The sequence below is a fragment of the Altererythrobacter lutimaris genome, from assembly GCF_013371495.1.
Classification (GTDB): domain Bacteria; phylum Pseudomonadota; class Alphaproteobacteria; order Sphingomonadales; family Sphingomonadaceae; genus Erythrobacter; species Erythrobacter lutimaris_A.
The window spans coordinates 2,233,482-2,252,463 of the sequence record NZ_JABWTA010000001.1; the positions used below are offsets into that span (position 1 = coordinate 2,233,482).

The 18,982-nt window shown below is 56.7% G+C and carries 27 protein-coding genes; 12 read left to right on the forward strand and 15 right to left on the reverse strand.

From position 1 onward, the window contains the following. The first annotated feature begins 30 nt into the window (after positions 1-30). Both HUO12_RS10795 and HUO12_RS10800 read left to right on the forward strand, forming a co-directional pair. Complete coding sequence (locus HUO12_RS10795; RefSeq protein WP_176273608.1) at positions 31-534, forward strand: DUF2497 domain-containing protein; 504 nt, start codon at positions 31-33, stop codon at positions 532-534. 39 nt (positions 535-573) lie between these two features. After that, positions 574-1,002, forward strand: a complete 429-nt coding sequence (locus tag HUO12_RS10800) for a (2Fe-2S) ferredoxin domain-containing protein (RefSeq protein ID WP_176273609.1) — start codon at positions 574-576, stop codon at positions 1,000-1,002. A gap of 19 nt (positions 1,003-1,021) precedes the next feature. Here the strand turns inward: HUO12_RS10800 and HUO12_RS10805 are convergent, their stop codons facing one another. Continuing rightward, positions 1,022-1,315, reverse strand: coding sequence for a hypothetical protein (locus HUO12_RS10805; RefSeq protein WP_176273610.1), 294 nt, complete (start codon positions 1,313-1,315; stop codon positions 1,022-1,024). Positions 1,316-1,430: 115 nt separating this feature from the next. On the opposite strand from HUO12_RS10805, the gene HUO12_RS10810 reads away from it, so the two are divergent. The 3 genes from HUO12_RS10810 (at position 1,431) to xth (ending at position 3,271) form a co-directional block, all read left to right on the forward strand. Further along, positions 1,431-1,862, forward strand: a complete 432-nt coding sequence (locus tag HUO12_RS10810) for a CBS domain-containing protein (RefSeq protein ID WP_176273611.1) — start codon at positions 1,431-1,433, stop codon at positions 1,860-1,862. 121 nt (positions 1,863-1,983) lie between these two features. Next, the gene (locus HUO12_RS10815; RefSeq protein WP_176273612.1) at positions 1,984-2,313 is read left to right on the forward strand and encodes a HesB/IscA family protein; all 330 of its coding nucleotides are present in this window, start codon (positions 1,984-1,986) and stop codon (positions 2,311-2,313) included. Positions 2,314-2,473: 160 nt separating this feature from the next. Next, entirely contained in the window at positions 2,474-3,271 is a 798-nt protein-coding gene (xth, locus tag HUO12_RS10820) for an exodeoxyribonuclease III (protein WP_176273613.1), read from the forward strand. Between the two features lie 377 nt (positions 3,272-3,648). Here xth and HUO12_RS10825 read toward each other — a convergent pair whose 3' ends face one another. Further along, positions 3,649-3,861, reverse strand: a complete 213-nt coding sequence (locus HUO12_RS10825) for a cold-shock protein (protein WP_176273614.1) — start codon at positions 3,859-3,861, stop codon at positions 3,649-3,651. A 474-nt stretch (positions 3,862-4,335) separates the two neighbouring features. Next, positions 4,336-4,551, reverse strand: coding sequence for a cold-shock protein (locus HUO12_RS10830; RefSeq protein ID WP_176273615.1), 216 nt, complete (start codon positions 4,549-4,551; stop codon positions 4,336-4,338). A gap of 347 nt (positions 4,552-4,898) precedes the next feature. Between HUO12_RS10830 and HUO12_RS10835 the strand changes: the two genes are divergently transcribed. Then, complete coding sequence (locus tag HUO12_RS10835; protein WP_176273616.1) at positions 4,899-5,162, forward strand: hypothetical protein; 264 nt, start codon at positions 4,899-4,901, stop codon at positions 5,160-5,162. A gap of 164 nt (positions 5,163-5,326) precedes the next feature. Here the strand turns inward: HUO12_RS10835 and HUO12_RS10840 are convergent, their stop codons facing one another. From HUO12_RS10840 to HUO12_RS10885, 10 genes are all read right to left on the reverse strand, one after another. Beyond that, positions 5,327-5,971: a cell wall hydrolase gene (locus HUO12_RS10840; RefSeq protein ID WP_176273617.1), complete on the reverse strand. Its 645-nt coding sequence runs from the start codon at positions 5,969-5,971 to the stop codon at positions 5,327-5,329. A gap of 218 nt (positions 5,972-6,189) precedes the next feature. Beyond that, positions 6,190-6,537, reverse strand: a complete 348-nt coding sequence (locus HUO12_RS10845; protein WP_332310403.1) for a DUF1491 family protein — start codon at positions 6,535-6,537, stop codon at positions 6,190-6,192. Positions 6,538-6,556: 19 nt separating this feature from the next. Beyond that, the gene (locus tag HUO12_RS10850; RefSeq protein ID WP_176273618.1) at positions 6,557-7,042 is read right to left on the reverse strand and encodes a PaaI family thioesterase; all 486 of its coding nucleotides are present in this window, start codon (positions 7,040-7,042) and stop codon (positions 6,557-6,559) included. Further along, a complete protein-coding gene (locus tag HUO12_RS10855) occupies positions 7,032-7,493 on the reverse strand; it encodes a PTS sugar transporter subunit IIA (RefSeq protein ID WP_176273619.1) in 462 nt (153 codons plus the stop codon). The genes HUO12_RS10850 and HUO12_RS10855 overlap by 11 nt, the downstream gene beginning before the upstream one ends. 166 nt (positions 7,494-7,659) lie before the next feature. Continuing rightward, positions 7,660-8,244, reverse strand: coding sequence for a ribosome hibernation-promoting factor, HPF/YfiA family (gene hpf, locus HUO12_RS10860; protein WP_176273620.1), 585 nt, complete (start codon positions 8,242-8,244; stop codon positions 7,660-7,662). An 84-nt stretch (positions 8,245-8,328) separates the two neighbouring features. Continuing rightward, positions 8,329-9,033 carry a DNA polymerase III subunit epsilon gene (gene dnaQ, locus HUO12_RS10865; protein WP_176273621.1) on the reverse strand — a complete coding sequence of 235 codons (705 nt, stop codon included), beginning with the start codon at positions 9,031-9,033 and terminating at the stop codon, positions 8,329-8,331. A gap of 114 nt (positions 9,034-9,147) precedes the next feature. Beyond that, positions 9,148-9,768 (reverse strand): dephospho-CoA kinase, encoded by a 621-nt coding sequence (gene coaE / locus HUO12_RS10870; RefSeq protein ID WP_176273622.1) that lies wholly within the window; start codon positions 9,766-9,768, stop codon positions 9,148-9,150. Beyond that, on the reverse strand, positions 9,765-10,643 hold the full coding sequence (aroE, locus tag HUO12_RS10875; protein WP_176273623.1) for a shikimate dehydrogenase: 879 nt from the start codon (positions 10,641-10,643) through the stop codon (positions 9,765-9,767). Before aroE ends, coaE begins: the two co-directional genes overlap by 4 nt. Then, the gene (locus HUO12_RS10880) at positions 10,640-11,239 is read right to left on the reverse strand and encodes a Maf family protein (RefSeq protein ID WP_176273624.1); all 600 of its coding nucleotides are present in this window, start codon (positions 11,237-11,239) and stop codon (positions 10,640-10,642) included. Before HUO12_RS10880 ends, aroE begins: the two co-directional genes overlap by 4 nt. A gap of 5 nt (positions 11,240-11,244) precedes the next feature. Beyond that, on the reverse strand, positions 11,245-12,090 hold the full coding sequence (locus HUO12_RS10885) for a pyruvate, water dikinase regulatory protein (protein ID WP_176273625.1): 846 nt from the start codon (positions 12,088-12,090) through the stop codon (positions 11,245-11,247). 352 nt (positions 12,091-12,442) lie between these two features. Between HUO12_RS10885 and hemE the strand changes: the two genes are divergently transcribed. From hemE to HUO12_RS10905, 4 genes are all read left to right on the forward strand, one after another. Further along, a complete protein-coding gene (gene hemE, locus HUO12_RS10890) occupies positions 12,443-13,462 on the forward strand; it encodes a uroporphyrinogen decarboxylase (protein WP_176273626.1) in 1,020 nt (339 codons plus the stop codon). A gap of 64 nt (positions 13,463-13,526) precedes the next feature. After that, positions 13,527-13,982, forward strand: coding sequence for a CopD family protein (locus HUO12_RS10895; RefSeq protein ID WP_176273627.1), 456 nt, complete (start codon positions 13,527-13,529; stop codon positions 13,980-13,982). A gap of 193 nt (positions 13,983-14,175) precedes the next feature. Next, positions 14,176-15,441 carry a transcription termination factor Rho gene (rho, locus tag HUO12_RS10900; RefSeq protein WP_176273628.1) on the forward strand — a complete coding sequence of 422 codons (1,266 nt, stop codon included), beginning with the start codon at positions 14,176-14,178 and terminating at the stop codon, positions 15,439-15,441. A gap of 185 nt (positions 15,442-15,626) precedes the next feature. After that, on the forward strand, positions 15,627-16,046 hold the full coding sequence (locus HUO12_RS10905) for a BLUF domain-containing protein (RefSeq protein ID WP_176273629.1): 420 nt from the start codon (positions 15,627-15,629) through the stop codon (positions 16,044-16,046). A gap of 2 nt (positions 16,047-16,048) precedes the next feature. On the opposite strand, the gene HUO12_RS10910 is transcribed toward HUO12_RS10905, so the two are convergent. Continuing rightward, complete coding sequence (locus HUO12_RS10910; RefSeq protein WP_176273630.1) at positions 16,049-16,450, reverse strand: nuclear transport factor 2 family protein; 402 nt, start codon at positions 16,448-16,450, stop codon at positions 16,049-16,051. Between the two features lie 66 nt (positions 16,451-16,516). Beyond that, a complete protein-coding gene (locus tag HUO12_RS10915) occupies positions 16,517-17,221 on the reverse strand; it encodes a dienelactone hydrolase family protein (RefSeq protein ID WP_176273631.1) in 705 nt (234 codons plus the stop codon). A 117-nt stretch (positions 17,222-17,338) separates the two neighbouring features. Between HUO12_RS10915 and HUO12_RS10920 the strand changes: the two genes are divergently transcribed. Together HUO12_RS10920 and mnmE are read left to right on the forward strand one after the other, a co-directional pair. Next, positions 17,339-17,605 (forward strand): DUF6489 family protein, encoded by a 267-nt coding sequence (locus HUO12_RS10920; protein ID WP_176273632.1) that lies wholly within the window; start codon positions 17,339-17,341, stop codon positions 17,603-17,605. A 36-nt stretch (positions 17,606-17,641) separates the two neighbouring features. Beyond that, a complete protein-coding gene (gene mnmE / locus HUO12_RS10925; RefSeq protein ID WP_176273633.1) occupies positions 17,642-18,919 on the forward strand; it encodes a tRNA uridine-5-carboxymethylaminomethyl(34) synthesis GTPase MnmE in 1,278 nt (425 codons plus the stop codon). The last annotated feature ends 63 nt before the right edge of the window (positions 18,920-18,982 follow it).

An 18,982-nucleotide genomic window follows, 5' to 3' on the forward strand; every position in this document is an offset into this window, starting at 1 on the left:
CGGCTTGAAATGCATTTAGGGGCACTATCAATGACGCAGCAAAACGAAGCATCCGTCGAGGAAATCCTTGAGTCGATCAAGAAAGTGATCGCGCGCGATTCCGGCGGTGGAGAGTTCTTGATGCGCACGAAGTCGGAACCGCAGGAAGAGGCGCTGGTTGAGCCCGCTGCTGACGACGAAGCAGAAGAAGTGCTCGACCTGTCTGACATGGAATATCTCGGCGATGAAGGCCTGGTAGAGCCTGAGGATGAGCTGGACCCAGAAGTGTTTGAAGAGGCACTTGCTGAAGAAGAGCCTGCGCTGACCACCGAGGCAGCCGCAGGCGCGATGCGCGACAATCTCGCTGCGCTGGCGATGCTTTCAGAACCCCCTGCCCGCCCGCAAATCGTTCGCTCCGGCGAGACGTCGCTTGAAGGCCTCGCGCGAGAGATGCTGCGCCCGATGCTCGCTGAATGGTTGGACAAAAACCTGCCTGGCATGGTCGAGCAGATGGTTCAGGCCGAGATTGCCAGGATCGCCGGCAAGCGCAAATAACGCGTTGTCGCTCTGTCTTGAGCGCTTATGTTGCGCTGTATGACTACGGACAGCTCAAACACGTCTGGCTCCTCGCTGCGCAGCCCGTTGCAGGATGCAGAGCTCGCGCTTGCGAAGCTCGGTGGCGAAACGATTGAGCGGCACATCTTCCTTTGCGCCATGAGCGAGAAAGGTAAGTGCTGCGCGCGCGAGGAAGGCGAAGCGGCCTGGAAGTATCTCAAACGGCGTCTGAACCAGCTAAAGCTCGCAGGTCCCAAGCGCATCAATCCCGAAGGCAAGCCCTGCGGAGGTGTCCAACGCACCAAGGCGGACTGCCTGCAAGTCTGCGCCAATGGTCCCATCGCTGTCGTCTGGCCAGAGCGTGTCTGGTACCACTCATGTCGTGAGGATGTGCTCGAAGAGATTATCCAGCGTCATCTGATTGGCGGTGAAGTGGTTGAGGACTACCGCTTGAAGCAGCCGCGCTAAACGCCGCTATTCCCCTGCCTCAATCCTTGTCGTGATCAGGCAGATTGTTGTCGACTGCTTCGTCATGCCCCGTTCCATTCGACAAAAACATCAATCCCATCAACGCGCTAGTGAGCAGCATGGTGAAACCAATCCCTAGCGCCACCGCGATGAAGAAGTGGATCGATTGCTCCCCATCGCTGTCGTAAAGCAGGGCGATCGCGATGATCACAACCGCGACTGTCGCGCCAAACATCAGCCGCATGATCCGGCGATAGCGCGCCCACGCATAGGCTGCCTTTTCAGGATCGTCCAAGGGGGAATTGCCGGGCATGATCCTGCGCTCATGGCCTTAGCGTGGAAGCATTGCAACCGATCTGAGACAGACAGGATTCGCATTTTTGCAGCAATGGTGGCACTCTATGCATGTCGAGAGAGAGGAGCGCCCTATGACTATCGCCCGGATCACTGCCAATCGCAGCCCAGCGGACATCATCGCATGCGAAGCGAACACACAGGTCCGCGATGTGGTTAAGTTATTGGCGACAAAGCGGATTGGCGCGGTCCCGATCCTTGAAAACGGCCAGGTTGTCGGCATTTTTTCCGAGCGCGATGTGATCTATCGGCTCGCTGATGAAGGCGAGGTCTGCATGACCAGGCCTGTCAGCCAGGTCATGACAGCGCCTGCCATAAGTGTCGAAGAAACAACGACAATCGACGATGCACTTTCGCTGATGACGAAGCGCCGTATCCGCCATTTACCCGTGCTCGACAATGGCGCGCTGAAGGCATTTATCTCGATTGGCGACCTGGTGAAGACCAAGATGGATGAAGTCGAGCATGAAGCTGAAGCGATGCGAAGCTACATCCAAACCGCTTGAAAACACTACGGTTTTACGCGTTTCCCGACAGGTACGGGCGCTCAGAGATAACGCGAGATGACCCTAAGATAATCCCGAGATGGCTTGAGACTGCGCGAGATCATCCCTAAATATATGAAGTATGGCTGAGATGCTCACACTGACCCCCGCCGCTGCAAAGCGCGTTGCCTGGATTGCCGAGAAACAGGGCAAGCCTGCGATCCTGCGTTTGTCGGTTGAAGGCGGCGGCTGCTCGGGCTTTCAATACAAGTTCGATTTGGCCGATGGGCCGGACAGCGATGATTCTGTGAGCGAAACCGATACAGTCCAGCTCGTGGTTGATCCGATCAGTCTGGATCTTGTCAGCGGCAGCGTGGTTGATTTCGTCGAGTCGCTGGGCGGCGCTGCGTTCCGCGTTGAAAACCCGCAAGCAGCCGCCGGTTGCGGCTGCGGGTCCAGCTTCGGGATTTAAAGCACCCCGCCTATTGTTGAGTGCGCTCAGGACGTCCATCCTGAGCTTGACCCGACCACCCGCACCCTCCACCCTTCCGTGTTTTTGTGTCTTGCCGCTTCGCTGCTTGAGGACAGCCATTCACATAGACGCCATGGGAATCATCCGCCATTAAGGGCGGATGAAAATCGCCACATTCAATATCAACGGGATCAAGGCTCGCCTGCCGCGCCTGAAGGAATGGCTGGAGGAAACCCGGCCCACCGTCGCGTGCCTGCAAGAGATCAAGAGCCAGGACGAGAACTTTCCCGCAAGCGAATTTGAAGAGCTTGGCTATCAAGCAATCTGGCACGGCCAGAAGAGCTTCAACGGTGTTGCGATCCTGACCGATACCAAAGCGATCCCCGAGGGCGCGAGCGAAGTCCAACGCGGGCTCGGGATTGACGGCCCGAAAGAAGGTGAAGGCGAGCAAGCTCGCTATCTCGAAGTCGATGTCGCTGGCAAACGGATCGTGTGCATTTACTTGCCAAACGGCAATCCGCATCCCGGCCCCAAATTTGATTACAAGCTCGCCTGGATGGAGAAGCTGCGCGCGCGTATGGCGGAGATCTGGGCTGAAGAAGTTCCCGCCGCTGTGCTCGGCGACTATAATGTGATCCCTGAGGACAATGACGTCTGGGCTGTGAAAGGCATGGCATCAGACGCGCTGATGCAGCCTGAGTCGCGTGCTGCCTATGCCCGCCTGCTAGGCGATGGCTGGACAGATGCTGTGCGCACGCTCAATCCACGCGGAGGCGTGTGGACCTATTGGGACTATCAGGCTGGCGCATGGCAGCGCGACCATGGCTTCCGCATCGACCACATCCTGTTGTCACCAGAGCTTGCGGACAAGCTTGAAGCGGTTGGTGTCGACAAGGAACATCGCGGACGCGAAAAAGCGAGCGACCACGCACCCGTCTGGGCGGTGCTGAGGGATTAGAAGGGGGGCCGGGTGCTCACACTCTGAGACGACATGTCGGAAAATGGAGTGGGAGTGGACTTTCGCCTTTTTTGGCTTAAATCAGATTCGTCTCTGCATTGCGGCGCTCTTTTTGTTCGCGCTCTGACTTTGCTCGGTCGAGTGCTACCTTGTGAGCTTGTTTTGCCAGCCCTCGCCAAGTCTTTTCTGCGCGGAGGTTACGCTCCCTAACATTTTCGAGCGTTGCCTCTTTCGCTTCGAGTGCAGCTTCGCGCGCTCGCGCGTCGTAAAATTCAAATGTTTGCTTCATCGCGTATCTTTCGAGGCTGGTTCCACTCAAAGGTATTCCTCCCACGCCCGGTTAGCAGAGGTGCGCGGGAGGAACTCCGGTAGGCCGATTAGGTCGCAGCGGACAGATTGACTGCGCTCGCCTTGCCATTACGGCCAGTCTCTACCTCGAAGTTCAGGCGCTGGTCCTTATCGAGCGACTGCATGCCTGCGGCCTGAACGGCACTGATGTGGACAAAGCTGTCACTTGAGCCGTCGTCAGGCTGAATGAAGCCATAGCCCTTGTCAGTGTTGAAGAATTTTACGGTTCCGGTCTTACTCATGATGGTTCCTTTCAAGAACGCATAGGGTTGCCGCGCCGCGACATGCGGAGCGGTCGTGCATAAAATCGTTAGATGAAAGGAAGTCGTCGTCTGGTTTTCGCCGGGGCCATCAAAGGCAAGCGGCGGTCGTCAAAATCCGAAGTCCGTCGCAAATTTCGACGTCAGCATCCTCTTATTAGCACACAATTTTCAAAGCGGCGACACAATTCGCTAATATGTTTGCCCACGTGAAGTTTTTTCAGGACGAGGAAGTCTCGGCTCACAAGTATTGCGGTAAACCTGCTTTCTCACGAAACTGGCGGATCCTCTTCTCATAGTATTCAACCAGATCGAAATAGGTTTCACGATCATTGTCAGACCGTGAGCTTTGCCGGTTCATAACGGCCAGTTGGTGATGGTAAAGAAGTTGATTGAAGTCCATGGTAGCTCTCCGCGTAATTGATCGGAAGCGCGCGCTGGTCGTACAACCCCACCCTAGCTTTGAACCAAGCGAAGGTTGATCGCGTTCTTCTCACCATCAACTCCTAGTTCGATTTCAAAGATGAGACGTTGACCTTCACAAACTCTCTCGCTTGGCCTGCGCTGCACATCGATCTGCTGGAATGGCAATAATTCGCCTCCGGATTCCGGGCTGATGAAGCCCGTTCCCGTCATCCGGTCAAATGTCCTGACCTTGCAGTAGTTGACCATAAAATGTGCCTTCTTCTTCGCCCGCGCTCCAATATGGAGGCGCCTGAGGCCTAAGAGACGAAAAAGAGGGGCTGACGCGCTTTGCGCAGCGTGTCGAACCGTCGATTGCGACTGGTAGCGGCTTTCGACATGGTTATGACCGACCTGGATTTCAAGTCGCTTTTGAAACGAAGTCTATTGCCATTTTCAGCTAGAAGCCGAAGAGCAAATGACATGCAAGCTGGTCTGTTGACCGCGTTCTAGCAATTCAAGCCCGCATCCCCATATGACAATCATCGCCTGAATGTGCATGTAAGCTCACGCGACTGAGAGACCTAGCGCTCCCGCTTACGAGACGAGGTCAGGCTATGTCACAAGATAACTTTCTTCCCCGCTGCCATCCGCACATGCTTGGCGAGGAAGGAAAAGTAGACTTGGAAAAGTGCGAAGCATTGTCCGCAGATATGGCAGAACTGCGGGAGATGGGCGTTATTCTGACACTGGTGGCGAGCTATAAAGTCGGGACCAACCGATATACCAACCTTGGCGACGCATTAGCCCAAGCACGCATTCAGCGGAGCATGACAATTTTTGATCAGGCCGCCAATATACCTTCGATAAAGGGACACTAATCGCTTGCGAGCCCCTCAATTTTCGCAATGTCCGCAATTCGGTCGCATGCACACGTTCAAGATCTTGGCTTGAATGCCCGGCAAAACCTCCCCCCCCCCCCCCAAACAGGCGCAGGCCGTCGCGCACGCACTACAAGCGGGGGAGCCACCCGAAAGTGGTCAGATCACCTGTAAAACAGATGCGTCTTGATCGTCGCGAGGTGCGCCTTCTTGCGGCTCCATGATGGGCTCACATATTTCGCATGGAAATAGAGCGCGTCATCCGCTGCGCTATCCCACAGGCCTTCATGCGCAATCCGCGCAATCGCCTTGGCGCGTTCCCACGCTTTCGAGCCCTTGCGGATTTTCGGCATCTGGCCATTCTTTACAAACGAGAATTGCGCGCGCTGATAGACAACGTCGCAATAGCTCGCCGGGAAACGCGGCGATTCCGCGCGGTTGATGACGACCTGTGCAACAGCCAGCTGGCCTGCAAGTGGTTCGCCGCGCGATTCGAAATAGACCGTGCCAGCCAGACATTGCATCTGCTCTGACAGCGTCTCTTTGGTTTCAATTGTGCTGACCAGTTCGCGCAGCGAGCTCGCCTGTGGCGCGTCAATGGTCTCAGCAGTTTCCGCAGCAGGCTCAACAATCGGCTGAACCACTTCTTGCGAAATGAAAATCGGTTCTGCTGTCTCTGCCGGCATTTGCGCCGCAGTTTCAGCGTTCAGTTCTTGTGCGAATGCTGAGGAGGATTCCTCGCTCGCGATGGTAAGGCTGACGCCTGCGACAAGCGCAAGCGCACTCAGCCCGTAGGCCTTGCGACTCATGAATGTTTCTAACTTGTGCGGTGAACGCACCACGAGTGCCCAAAACACTCTAACAGGTCTGGACCGCGGTGCGTTTTCGCACTCGCAAGAGAGGTCGGTCCTTAGGCCTGCCGGCCGTCCCCCGTCTGCGTGCTAACTTGCTGGCCGTATTGCCAACCAAGCCGCCTGCGCACCTGGAAGCTGGCGGGCCAAATAGAGCCTAAGCGCGCAAGGTCAAGTTAACGCGGCAATAATTCGATGAAGTGTTGCGTATCAGCGACATCTATTTCCACGATCCAGATATCGGGATCTTGGCGCTTGCGCCGCTCGAGATATTCGCTGAATTCCTTTTTATTTTCAGGGTCTTCATGGCGGGACTGCGTGAAGAGCCGGGTTCCGTCCAATTGCGGCATCCGCTCGAAAAGCGTAACGTTATTGCCGCGATCCATGGTTAAGAGCAGGATTGTTCCGGCATCGCGTTCACCGCGTGCAACCACAGTTGCAAAACCATCATGTGCTTGCGCGAGCCTGATTATGGCAGCCACTTCGAGATGTGCGGGAAGACGCTCATCCATGCCAGCACTCATTTATTTGGGCGCTCATTTATCAGGGCTTGTAGCCATCAAGGCTGGAGAGCGCGATCCGTGAACGCATGAAAGTGCCGGTTCCGCGGCCAATTTCCTCGCCTTCAGCATCGACGAGCCGCGATTCAGCGACAAATACGCGGCGTTTTCCGCTCACCCAGCGCCCTTCAGCCACAACTTCGCCGGCGCGGACGGGCTTGGTGAAGTGCAGATTGAAACTGGTGGTCAGCAGGAAGCGATCCGTCGCCAGCGTGTTGGCCGCATAGAAGGCCGCATCGTCGAGCATCTTGAAATAGATCGTGCCATGCGCGGCGCCCGCAGCATGGTAGCTTTGCTCGGTCACATTGAAGCGGATCTGCGCGAGGCCCAGTCCGGTTATCGCCAGCTTGGAATCAAACAAATTGTTGATCGGCGCGGAGTGATAAAGGTGCTCAAGCGCGCGATAATGCAGCGCGGCGCTCTCATCATCAGCGCCCACACCCGCAGCCGGCGACGTGTCAGGCGGCATCGCGCTCTAGCTGATTGGAAAGCAGAGCGTAGAGCGCTTCAGTGTCGGAGGCCTCGTTCAATGCATCGTGCATCGCATCATCGCGCACCAGCCGCGAAATCGCAGCGAGCGCATGCAGATGGGTTGCGCCTGCCTTCTCTGGTGAAATCAGACCGAACACGAGATCGACCGGCATGGCGTCAGCAGCATCGAATTCAACCGGCGATTCAAGCCGGAGCAGCACAACAATCGGGCGGTTGATGGCATTCGAACGCGTGTGCGGAATCGCAACGCCGCGGCCAAAGCCTGTGCTGCCCAGATTCTCACGCTCTTCCAGCCCGTCGAGCACAGCGGCTTCGTCGATGCCATAGACTTGTGCCGCGAGTGCTGCGACACGCTCAAGCACATCTTGCTTGGATTGCGGATTGGCGCTGGCGACCGCCTGCGGAAGCAGTTGAAAATTCACATTCATGTCAGACGTTTATCTTATCAATTCTCTTCTGTTCGACCGTATTGGCGGTGCGGTTATTGACTGCACTCTACCAAGCTGAGAGCTGATCGCTGTGATGAAGCGTACTCTCGATTTGAGCGGGGTCCCTGAAGGTTCACGCGTGAGGTTGCGCTGTGAAAACCCCCCGTCAGCGCGGCTCAACCCAACCGATCGAGCCGTCGGAGCGGCGATAAACCATATTATGCCGCCCAGTTCCAGCATTTTTGAAAAACAATGCGTTGGTATGTCTCAGATCGAGCATCATCACCGCATCGGCCACACTGGCTTCCGGAATGTCCGTGCTGGTCTCTGCAATCACCGGAGGCGCGTCAGCTGTGACCTCTTCTTCTGAATCGTCGGCTGCAAAGATGGTGTAGCCTGCCTCTTCGACGGTGTAGGCGGCCTCCTCCTCTTTAAGCGCGTGCGCTGCCTGTTCGTGGCGATCTTTCAAGCGGCGCTTGTAACGGCGCAGCTGCTTATCGATTTTCTCCGCCGCCGCATCAAGCGCCTGGTGCGCATCATGCGCATCTGCCTGACTGCGCAGGACCAGCCCTTGCATGACATGGGTCACAATATCGCAATGAAATGCACCGGCGGGCGCTTTGCCGAAGGTAACGTGCGAGGAAATCGCCTGATCAAAGTACTTGTCGACAATCCCGCCTAATCGGTCGGTGACATGCTCCTGAAGCGCTGAACCGGTTTCCATTTGATGGCCCGAAACGCGGATATCCATAGCAGTCTCCTTACGATTGATGCGGTTATTTTGTGTTCTAGTTCAGTGCGACGATTAGTGATTTTTCGGCGCGAGCGAGCGCGGTCACTTCGCCCAGATCGGCTGGTCAAATCCCTTCATAAACTCCTTGTGGCGCATGAGTTCGGCTTCGCTTGCAACATGCGGACGCGGGGGCCGGACAGGTCCGGTCGGCTTTCCGCCAATGACTTGTGCGACAGGATCGCCAGCTCCCTCTGAAGCCTGTGCTGCAGCATCGGCGGCAAGCTCCAGCCCGATCTGCCGTCCACCCAAGAGCTCGACATAAACCTGTGCAAGCAGCTCGGCATCGAGCAGCGCGCCGTGCTTCACGCGGTGGCTTCGATCAACGCCATAGCGCGTACACAAGGCATCAAGCGAGAGCTTTGCTCCCGGGTGCCGCTTGCGCGCAATCGCAACAGTGTCGACCATGCGCGTCATACACACAGGCTCGAACCCGATCAGTGTGAGCTCGGCATTCAAAAAGCCGAAATCGAACCCGGCATTATGCGCCACCAGCGGCGCATCGCCGAGCCAGTAGATGAGTTCACTTGCGAGCTCCTTGAACAATGGTTTGTCGGACAGGAAGCTTGCGGAAAGACCATGTACGGCTTCCGCGCCTGCCGGCATATCACGTTCGGGGTTGAAATACGCGTGGTAGCTCTCGCCGGTCGGCACCCGGTTGTAGAGCTCCACGCAGCCGATTTCGACCATCCGGTCGCCCGTCTTGGGGTCGAGGCCGGTGGTTTCAGTATCAAACACAATTTCGCGCATTGAGAGTACTATCGGAGCAAGTGCTGCTTCGTGCAAGAGGGGTTTGCTCCAACTGAGAGAATTCTCTCTCAATTCAGCTGAAAACGACAATATTCGAGAGGTTTGCTTGTCCGATTATGCTTTGTTGATCGCCGCTTGGCGCAGCGTTTCCACCAGTGCCTGCACCGCCGACTCGGTCTCTTCAAGGCTTGTGCCTGTATCGATCACATGATCGGCCCGCGCGCGCTTTTCAGCGTCCGGCAGCTGAAGGCTGAGAATGTGTTCGAACTTCTCCGCTGTCATACCGGAACGCGCCAGAACACGCTCGCGCTGAACCGCTGCCGGAGCAGAGACGACCACGATGCAATCGACCTGCGAATGGCCGGAGCCTTCAAACAAAAGCGGGATGTCAAACAGGATTAGCGGCGCGTCTTCATTGGCTTCAAGAAAGGCTGCACGTTTGGCGCCGACCGCTGGATGCACAATCGCTTCAAGCTTTGCGAGCAAGGCCTTGTCAGCAAAGACTTGCGCTCCGAGCGCCTCGCGGTTCACGCCTTCAGGGCCGGTCGAACCAGGAAACGCTGCTTCAATCGCGGGCAGCAATTCGCCATCCGGGCCTTGCATCGCGCGCACCTCAGCGTCGGCATCGAACACTGGCACCCCTGCCCGATCGAACATATCCGCAACCGTTGACTTGCCCATGCCTATGGAGCCTGTAAGGCCGATGATGAGAGGTTTTGTGACTATGCCGTTCATCGCAAAAGTAGCTCCCGCAATTCACCATCATGGTCACGCGGTGCGGTCTCTCCAAAGAAATGCCGGAACGCAATCGCTGCCTGACCGATCAGCATGTTGAGACCGTCCAGCGTCCGAAAGCCTGCCATGGCAGCATCGGCCAGAAGTGCAGTTTCAAGCGGCGAATAGACAATGTCGTAAAAAATGCTGCGCGGCGGTGCGTGGCTCAAATCGAAAACCAGTGGCGGCTGGCCCTTCATACCTAAAGCGGTGGCATTGATAATGACATCCAAGCACCCCTCCCTGTCATCGAACGCAAAGTCGGTCGGCTCGGCAAAATGATCCAAATGCACTGCATGGTGCTCGCCATCAGGCGCCAGTTCATCGAGCAAGCCTCGCGCCTTGTCCGGATCACGCCCGGCCACAACCAGCGTGAAGCCTTCGCCCGCTAGTGCTGCAATAATCGCGCGCGCCGCCCCGCCCGTACCGAGAATGCGCGCCATGCGGAAATAGTGTTCCTGTGCAAGCTCATCGCGGAGTGGCTCGAGAAAACCTGCGCCGTCTGTGTTTGCTCCAACAAGCTTCTCGCCATCGCGATAGACAGTGTTGATCGCACCGATGGTCTCGGTGCTGGATTCAACCTGATCGACATAAGCCATCGCGGATTGCTTATGCGGCATCGTAATGTTGCAGCCTCGCCAATTCGGGTCCGCGCGGCGCTCGGCAAAGTAGTCGTTCAATTCCTCTGGCTTCACATGACAAGCGCGAAAGCCGGCTTCGATCGCGAGCTTCTCCAGCCAAAAACCATGGATCAGCGGGCTTTTCGACTGCGCAATCGGATCGCCGATGACCTCTGCGTATGCCTGTCCTGCGATTGTCGAAGGATGAGAACTCATCGAGCAAGAGCTCCTGCATCGCGCAGACCCTCAAGCACCATCAGAAGCGGCATGCCGAGCACCGTAAACTGGTCGCCGGTGATTTGCTCGAACAGATGGGGTCCCAGAGCTTCGATGCGAAACACGCCGACGCAATAGCCAACTTCAGGCCACTCCTTTTCAAGGTAGCTCTCGATGAAGGCCTCGCTCAATTCGCGCACATGCATCTCGGCCAATGCCGAGCCGCTCCATTCGCACCCTTGCCCGCGCAGCAGTGCCGCGCCGGAATGCAGCTCGATCACTTTGCCTGAAAAGAAGCGCAAATGCGCCGCTGCATCTTCGCGCGATTGAGGCTTATCGAAGCGTTGACCGTCGCACACGACGAGGCTGTCGCTGCCAAGCACGATCCTGTCAGGGTGATCTGCCGCGATGGCGGCTGCTTTTGCGACCGCAAGCGCTTCGGCCACTTCGGCTGGCGACGCGCCGGTCAGGCTGTCTTCGACTGCGCGTTCGTCAATGTCCGCCGGGATTGCTTCATATTCGACGCCAACTGCGTCCAGCATCGCGCGGCGCGAGGCACTTTTGGAAGCAAGGATAATCGGTTCAGACTGCAGCATTAGTCTCAGATCGGCTTTGCCGTGCCATCGACCGGTTGATCGCGGCGTGTGCGTTCCTGTGCCAGGCGGATGATCGCAGCCGCGCTTTCCTCGATCGAGCGGCGCGTTACATCGATCACCGGCCAGCCATTGTCCGCAAACATGCGGCGTGCATACTGCACTTCCTGGTGCACACGCTCATTGTCGACGTAGGAGGTTTCCGTGCCTTCATTCAATGAGAGCAGGCGGTTGCGGCGGATCTGCACCAGCCGCTCTGGCGCAGTAGTCAGCCCGACCACCAGAGGGTTGCGCAAACCGAACAGCGCCTTGGGTGGCGGGCTTTCGATCACGATCGGAATGTTGGCTGTCTTGTAGCCGCGATTGGCGAGATAGATGCTGGTCGGCGTCTTCGAGCTGCGCGATACGCCGGCAAGCACGATATCGGCTTGCTCCCAATTTTCCCATCCCACGCCATCATCATGCGCGATAGTGAACTGGATCGCTTCGACACGCTTGAAATAAGCTTCGTCCATCAAGTGCTGACGGCCGGGCTTGCCATGCGCTTCTTCGCCCAATTGCGATTCCAGCGCTGCCGTCACCGCGTCAAGCACCGGAACCGCAGGCAGGGCAAGCTGACGGCAATGCTCTTCGAGCCGCGCGCGGGTCTCAGGGTTTACCAGAGTGAACAGGACAAGGCCGGGATTTCCCGCAAGATCGGGGACAATCCTGTCGAGGTGTTGACGGCTGCGCACCATCGGCCAGAAGTGCCGCGTGACTTCAGGATTATCGAACTGCGCGAGTGCCGCCTTGGCAATCATCTCCAATGTCTCACCGGTAGAATCGGAGACCAGATGAAGATGCATGGTGTTCATAAGGCTTTTTGGCGATCCGTTTGGATGAGCGGTTCAGAGGTCCATGCGGCTGTGGAAACCCAGTGGCATAAACCACGGGAGAAGCCTGCCGACAAGTTCGGGGATGAATTTCATGCGCGCTTTCAGCATTTGCGTGCGCTTGCTTGCCAACATGTAGGCCGGTTTCTCGACAGGCTGGGGATAGCGCGGATAAATTTGACTCGACTCACGCCATCCCGCGATTCGCGGTCAAGTTCGGCTCTGTTCATCGCTGGGAAAATCGGGCAGGGGGTGGGAATTCCCGCTTTCCACAGGGCCAACAAACACCATAATCCTTTATATAAATATATTATTTTATTGATTGGATACACGCATGCCTGGTGCATTACTCGATACGTTAAACGGTCAGCGCCAGGACAAGGCGCCCATGTGGCTCATGCGTCAGGCCGGGCGCTATCTGCCGGAATATCGCAAGCTTCGGGCAGAGAAAGGTGGGTTCCTCGATCTCGTCTATGACAGCGAAGCGGCGTGCGAGATTACCTTGCAGCCATTGCGCCGGTTTGGTTTTGATGGCGCGATCCTGTTCTCCGATATCCTGATTGTCCCGCATGCGATGGGGCAGGGGTTGGAATTCCTCGTAGGCGAAGGGCCCAGACTGTCGCCGCCTTTGCTCGAAGCAGAACTGTCGAGCTTCACGTCGCAATATGAGCGTTTCGAGCCGATCTACGAAACCGTGCGTCTGTGCCGTGCAGCGCTCGATAACACTGTCACGATGCTGGGCTTTGCTGGCAGCCCGTGGACAGTCGCGACGTACATGGTGAACGGCGAGGGTAGCCGCGATCAGCATGCAACACGCGAGCTTGCGTACACCGATCCCGGCCGTTTTCAGGCAATCGTCGATGCGATTGTGGAAGTGTCTGTCACTTATCTGCGCGGACAAATTGATGCGGGCGCAGAAGCCGTGCAATTGTTCGACAGCTGGGCAGGGAGCCTTGCACCCGATCAGTTCGACAAATGGGTCATAGCGCCCAACTCAGCGATCACAGCAGCGATCAAGCAGTCGCACCCCGATACGCCAGTGATTGGCTTTCCGAAGGGTGCAGGCGCGAAGCTCGCCGCCTATGCGCATGAAACGGGGGTGGACGCGCTGGGTCTTGATGAAACTGTCGATCCGGTCTGGGCCAATCGCGAAGTGCCGCAAGGCATGCCGGTTCAAGGCAATCTTGATCCGCTGATGCTGATGGCAGGCGGCGAGCCTTTGAAGGATCGTATCCGGTTCATTCTCGATGCCTTTGCCGACCGTCCGCATGTCTTCAATCTGGGCCATGGCATTGGCCAGTTCACACCGATCGAGCATGTTGAGCAGCTGGTTGAAGCGGTGCGCGGCTCCTAGTGAGGATATACGTAGGCGGGCAGGGGGTGACGAAGGACCTCAGGCTTCCTAGATACTTTCGGTGATGCAGGATGTTATCGCAGTGACCTATCTCTGGTTTAAAGCAGCGCACATCATTTTCATGGTGTTCTGGCTGGCAGGGCTCTTCATGCTGCCGCGCCAACTGATTTATGTGCACGCAGCTTCTGCAGGCTCTGACGAGCAAGCCTTGTGGATCAAGCGGATGGGTCTGCTACGCAAGATCATCCTCACCCCCAGTATGATCATCGTATGGATCGCAGGGCTTCTCATGGCCTATCAGATCGGGTTGTTCAGCGGCGGCGCGGGGTTGGGGTGGCTTCATGCCAAATTGCTGCTCGTCGTGCTTCTGACAGGCTTTCACGGGTTCCTGGTCGCGCAAGTGAAGAAGAATGCGCGCGGCGAGCGGCCTTTAAGCGAGAAACAGCTGCGTCTGTTTGGCGAGATACCTGGGCTGCTGCTGGTCCTGATCGTCATTCTTGCGATCGTGAAGCCGTTTTAATCGGCGCATAGGCTCAGCTAATCGGAAACCGAGTTGACGCAGGGGTTCGCGCCCAGTATTTCGCACACTTCCAAACCGGCATTGCTGACGCGGCAAAACGCGAAGCAAGGTCTGCTTTCTCCAAGCCCTGGTCCTCATATCCGAGGCACTGACCTGTCGGCCAATCACTAATCCTCTTGGACTGAATAAACACATGCATCTCAAAGACTTGAAACTCAAAGCACCGGCCGAACTCGTTCAGATGGCCGAAGAACTCGGCGTTGAAAGCGCATCGACCATGCGCCGCCAGGACTTGCTGTTCAGCATCCTTCGCGAGCTCGCTGAAGATGAAGAATATGAAGAGAAGATCATGGGTATCGGCACGATTGAAGTGCTGCAGGATGGCTTTGGTTTTCTTCGCTCGCCTGAAGCGAACTATCTCGCCGGCCCGGACGATATTTACGTCTCGCCCAACCAGATCCGCAAATGGGGCCTGCGCACAGGCGATACGGTCGAGGGCGAAATCCGCGCACCCAAGGAAGGCGAGCGCTATTTCGCACTTACCGGCCTCACGACGGTCAACTTCGAAGATCCGTCGCAGGTCCGCATGCGCACGAACTTCGACAACCTCACGCCGCTTTATCCTGAGGAGAAGCTCAATCTCGATACGGTTGATCCGACGGTGAAGGACAAGTCGGCGCGTGTGATCGATATCATTTCACCGCAAGGTAAGGGCCAGCGCGCTCTGATCGTTGCGCCGCCGCGCACGGGTAAAACGGTTCTCCTGCAAAATATCGCGAAGGCGATCACGGACAACCATCCGGAAGTGTTCCTTCTGGTCCTACTAGTCGACGAGCGTCCGGAAGAAGTCACCGATATGCAGCGTTCTGTGAATGGCGAAGTGATTTCTTCGACATTCGATGAGCCTGCCCAGCGCCACGTACAAGTTGCTGAAATGGTTATTGAAAAGGCCAAGCGTCTGGTCGAGCACAAGAAGGATGTCGTGATCCTGCTCGACTCCATTACGCGCTTGGGCCGCGCCTACAACACGGTCGTGCCGAGCTCTGGCAAGGTGCTGACCGGTGGTGTCGATGCCAACGCTCTGCAACGTCCGAAGCGCTTCTTCGGTGCAGCGCGTAACATTGAGGAAGGTGGTTCGCTTTCCATCATTGCAACCGCGCTGATCGATACCGGTAGCCGGATGGACGAAGTAATCTTCGAGGAATTCAAAGGCACAGGTAACTCGGAAATCGTGCTCGACCGCAAGGTGGCCGACAAGCGGATCTTCCCGGCACTGGATGTCGGCAAGTCTGGCACACGCAAGGAAGAACTGCTGGTCGAGAAGGACAAGCTGTCCAAGATGTGGGTCCTGCGCCGTATCCTCATGCAGATGGGCACGGTCGATTCCATGGAATTCCTGCTCGACAAGATGAAGGATTCCAAGACCAACGAAGACTTCTTCGAAACGATGAACCAGTAAAGGTCGGGCCTCTTTCGATCTTGATGCAAAGCCCTGTCTTGCGGTCTCGTAAGGTAGGGTTTTGCGTCCCGATGGCTCCAGATGCCTAGGTGACTGTCTATCCCGCATTTAGGGAATCTTTAGGGCAGGGCGGTTAGTTAATCGCGAGCGATCCAGATCGTGAGATCGCGCATGGGTTAGCGACAATGAGCACCAGCTTGGAACAGATCATCTACACCAGCATTGCATCGCCCGATGTGCATGGCGGTGATGTGTTCGATATCATCGCGCAGGCTTCCAAGCGGAACAAGGATCGCGGGATCACCGGTATCCTGACATTTGTCAGAGGACGATTCTTCCAGGCGATCGAAGGGTCAAAGGAAGAATTGGACAAGCTATTGCGGTCGCTTGAGCGGGATGGCCGCCATCACAGCTTGAGAGTATTAAATCGACGCGTGATCTCAGAGCGGCAGTTTGAAAACTGGGCGATGAAGCGTCTTGCTGTGAAGGATATTGCTTCCGCACGGCGTGAAATCACAAGTTTGCTCGGCCATCACGCGGATGCAAAGACGATCCTTTCGAGCTTCGAATCTTTCCTCAAGAACGAGAGCAACAAAGCGGCCTGAGCCTATCCTGCTTTTTGCTTTTCAAGCTGCCGACCCATCATTTCCCAGACTTTGTTGACGGCTTGAAGCGGCCTCACCATCACTTTGAAATCCTTGATGGTTCCGTCTTCGTCAAACGTGATCATGTCAATCCCATTGACCTGAATGCCTTCCATTTCAGTCTTGAACTCAAGTACGAGGTTGTTTCCGTCCACAATCTCGCGTTCATAGTGGAAAGTGTCGTTGTCGAGCGTTTGTCCCGCTGCCGCCAGATAAGCGACAGTGATCGCGCGTCCGACTTGCGGGGTGTGCACGACGGGCGAGTGAAACACCGCATCTTCGGCAATGATCTCGGCCAGGTCTTCAGGCTTGCTGCCTGCTTCAATAACACGGTGCCAATTGGCGAGCCCTTTCTGAGCGCTCATTTGTATTCCCCCTACATTTCCGGTGAGGCGAGGGGTCTCTCACCCCCACGACTTCGCGTGTAATCCTCAACCCAGATGCTCGGCGAAGAATGCACTGGTTCGCCCGTCAGCCAATTGTGCACCTTTTTCGTTCCGGCGATTGCCCATTTCGGCAGCAAATCCGTGATCGAGCCCTTCATAATCGTACAGCGTGACTTTCTCGTGACCGTCGAGGCCAGCATGCATGGCAGCTTGCGCTTCAGGTCCGACAAAGTGGTCAGCGGTCGGGATATGCAGCAATAGCGGGTTTGCGATTGCGTCTTTCTCGTCCAGCATCTGGTCGATCATCACGCCGTAGTAGCCAACCGATGCATCCACATCGGTGCGTGCCGCTGCCATGTAAGCGAGCCTGCCGCCAAGACAGTATCCGACGCAACCGACTTTGGCGGTTTCGCCTGCATCCCGGATCCAGTCGATCGTAGCTGCGATGTCCTTTACCCCGTCATCAGGATCATATTTCCCAAAATATTCAAGGGCTTCATTGAATTCCGCTTCGACATCAGGATCAAGCTCAAGTCCCGGTTTCATGCGGAAGAACAGATCTGGCGCAACTGCGAGATAGCCCTGGCTTGCCCAATCTTCGCACTTCTTGCGAATGCCAGGGTTCACGCCGAAAATCTCCTGGATCACAATGATTGCGGCTTTGGGAGCGCCTTCAGGGCGGGCAACATAAGCGTTGAAGGACGCTTCGCCATCAAGCGTCGCGATGGAGACCGTTTCAGTGTTCGACATGGGGGAGGTTGCTCCTTTGAGTTGCACGCGATTTGCGCTTATTTCTTGCATGCAGGCTTTGCCAAAGCCAGACAGCCATGAGAAGCCTGCATTTGATGGGATAACGGAGAAAGCGCGATGAAGGTCCATGTAGAGATTGATTGTACGCCGGAAGAGGCGCGGGCGTTCATGGGGCTGCCGGACGTGTCCAAAGCGAACAGCGTCTATGTCGACACGATGACCAAGGCGATGAAGGGCGTGACGAGCCCTGACCAGTTGCAGGAATTTGCGCAACAGCTCGCGCCGATGGGCCAAGTCGGGATGAAGCTCTTCCAGAACTTTGTCGAAGGCTCGATGAAAGCAGGCGCGGCTGCGGCTTCCGGGGCGGCCAAGAAGAAGGACTGACGTCAACCCGTCAGCAGCTAACTGGGCTAACTTCTTATGAATGATACGATTTTCGCGCTTTCGAGCGGCATGCCTCCAGCAGCGATCGGCATTATTCGGATCAGCGGGCCTGAGGCGGGGGTGGCGTTAGAGGCCCTAACTGGCCGCGCTGTCGACCCTCGCAAAGCCAGTTTGGCGCGTTTGTGTGATGGTGATGGTGCTTTGCTCGATGAAGCGCTGGTCCTTTGGTTTCCCGGGCCGGGCACAGCCACCGGCGAAGACCTTGCAGAATTGCATTGCCACGGGGGCAGGGCGGTCATTGCTGCGGTTGAAGAGGCTCTCGGGGCTGTGGACGGCTTGCGCAAAGCCGAGCCAGGCGAATTCACACGCCGCGCTTTTGCCAATGGGCGGATGGATCTGGCTGAGGCTGAGGGATTGGCTGACCTTTTGGCAGCAGAAACCGAGCTGCAACGGCGGTCTGCACTCACAATGGCGGAAGGGAGTTTCTCGCGTGTCGTGGAGGGTTGGCGCGATCGCGCATTGGCCCTGTCCGCAGAAGTGGAAGGGGTGCTCGATTTCTCGGATGAGGAAGATTCGAGCGATATGCCGGCTGATTTCGCGGTGCGCTTGTTGGACTTGGCAAGTGAACTACAGGATTGGTTGGAGCGTCCACGCGCAGAGCGTCTGGGGGAGGGGTTTCGCGCGATCCTCGCAGGACCACCAAATGCAGGGAAGTCCACTCTTTTCAATGCCTTGGTGGATAGTGAGGCGGCTATAACCTCACCGATTGCCGGCACCACGCGCGATGTGATTGAACGTTCAGTGTCTCTCGCTGGTATACCGTTCACTTTCGTTGATACAGCCGGATTGCGCGAGGTTGACGATGATACCATTGAAGTGATTGGTGTGGAACGCGCTCGCGCGGCAACAGCGCGGGCGGACGTAGTGTTATGGCTGGGTGATGAGGGCCAGGGGCCAGCAGGCGCATGGGAGATTGCGGCTCAGATCGATCGACCCGAACATCTGTCCAAAGCTGATGCTCGCCACAGAGTGTCAGCGGTAACCGGTGAAGGGCTTGGCGATCTCAAGGACGACCTGATCGCGCTGGCCGGCAATTCGATGCCCAAGCCGGGCGAAGCGGCGCTTAACGCGCGTCAACATGACCTCATTGCTGAAGCGTATGCCGCTTTGACCGACATTCAGGATCGCAAGGACTTGCTCATCCTGGGGGAGGGGCTGCGCGCTGTGCGAGTAGCGTTTGACCGATTGATCGGCCGTGCAACGACGGAGGACATGCTCGACGCCTTGTTTGGACGATTTTGCATCGGGAAGTGATGTTCCACGTGAAACATCTGCGCGTTTTGGCGCCCTGACCCGAGAATCCCCTTTGACGCTGCG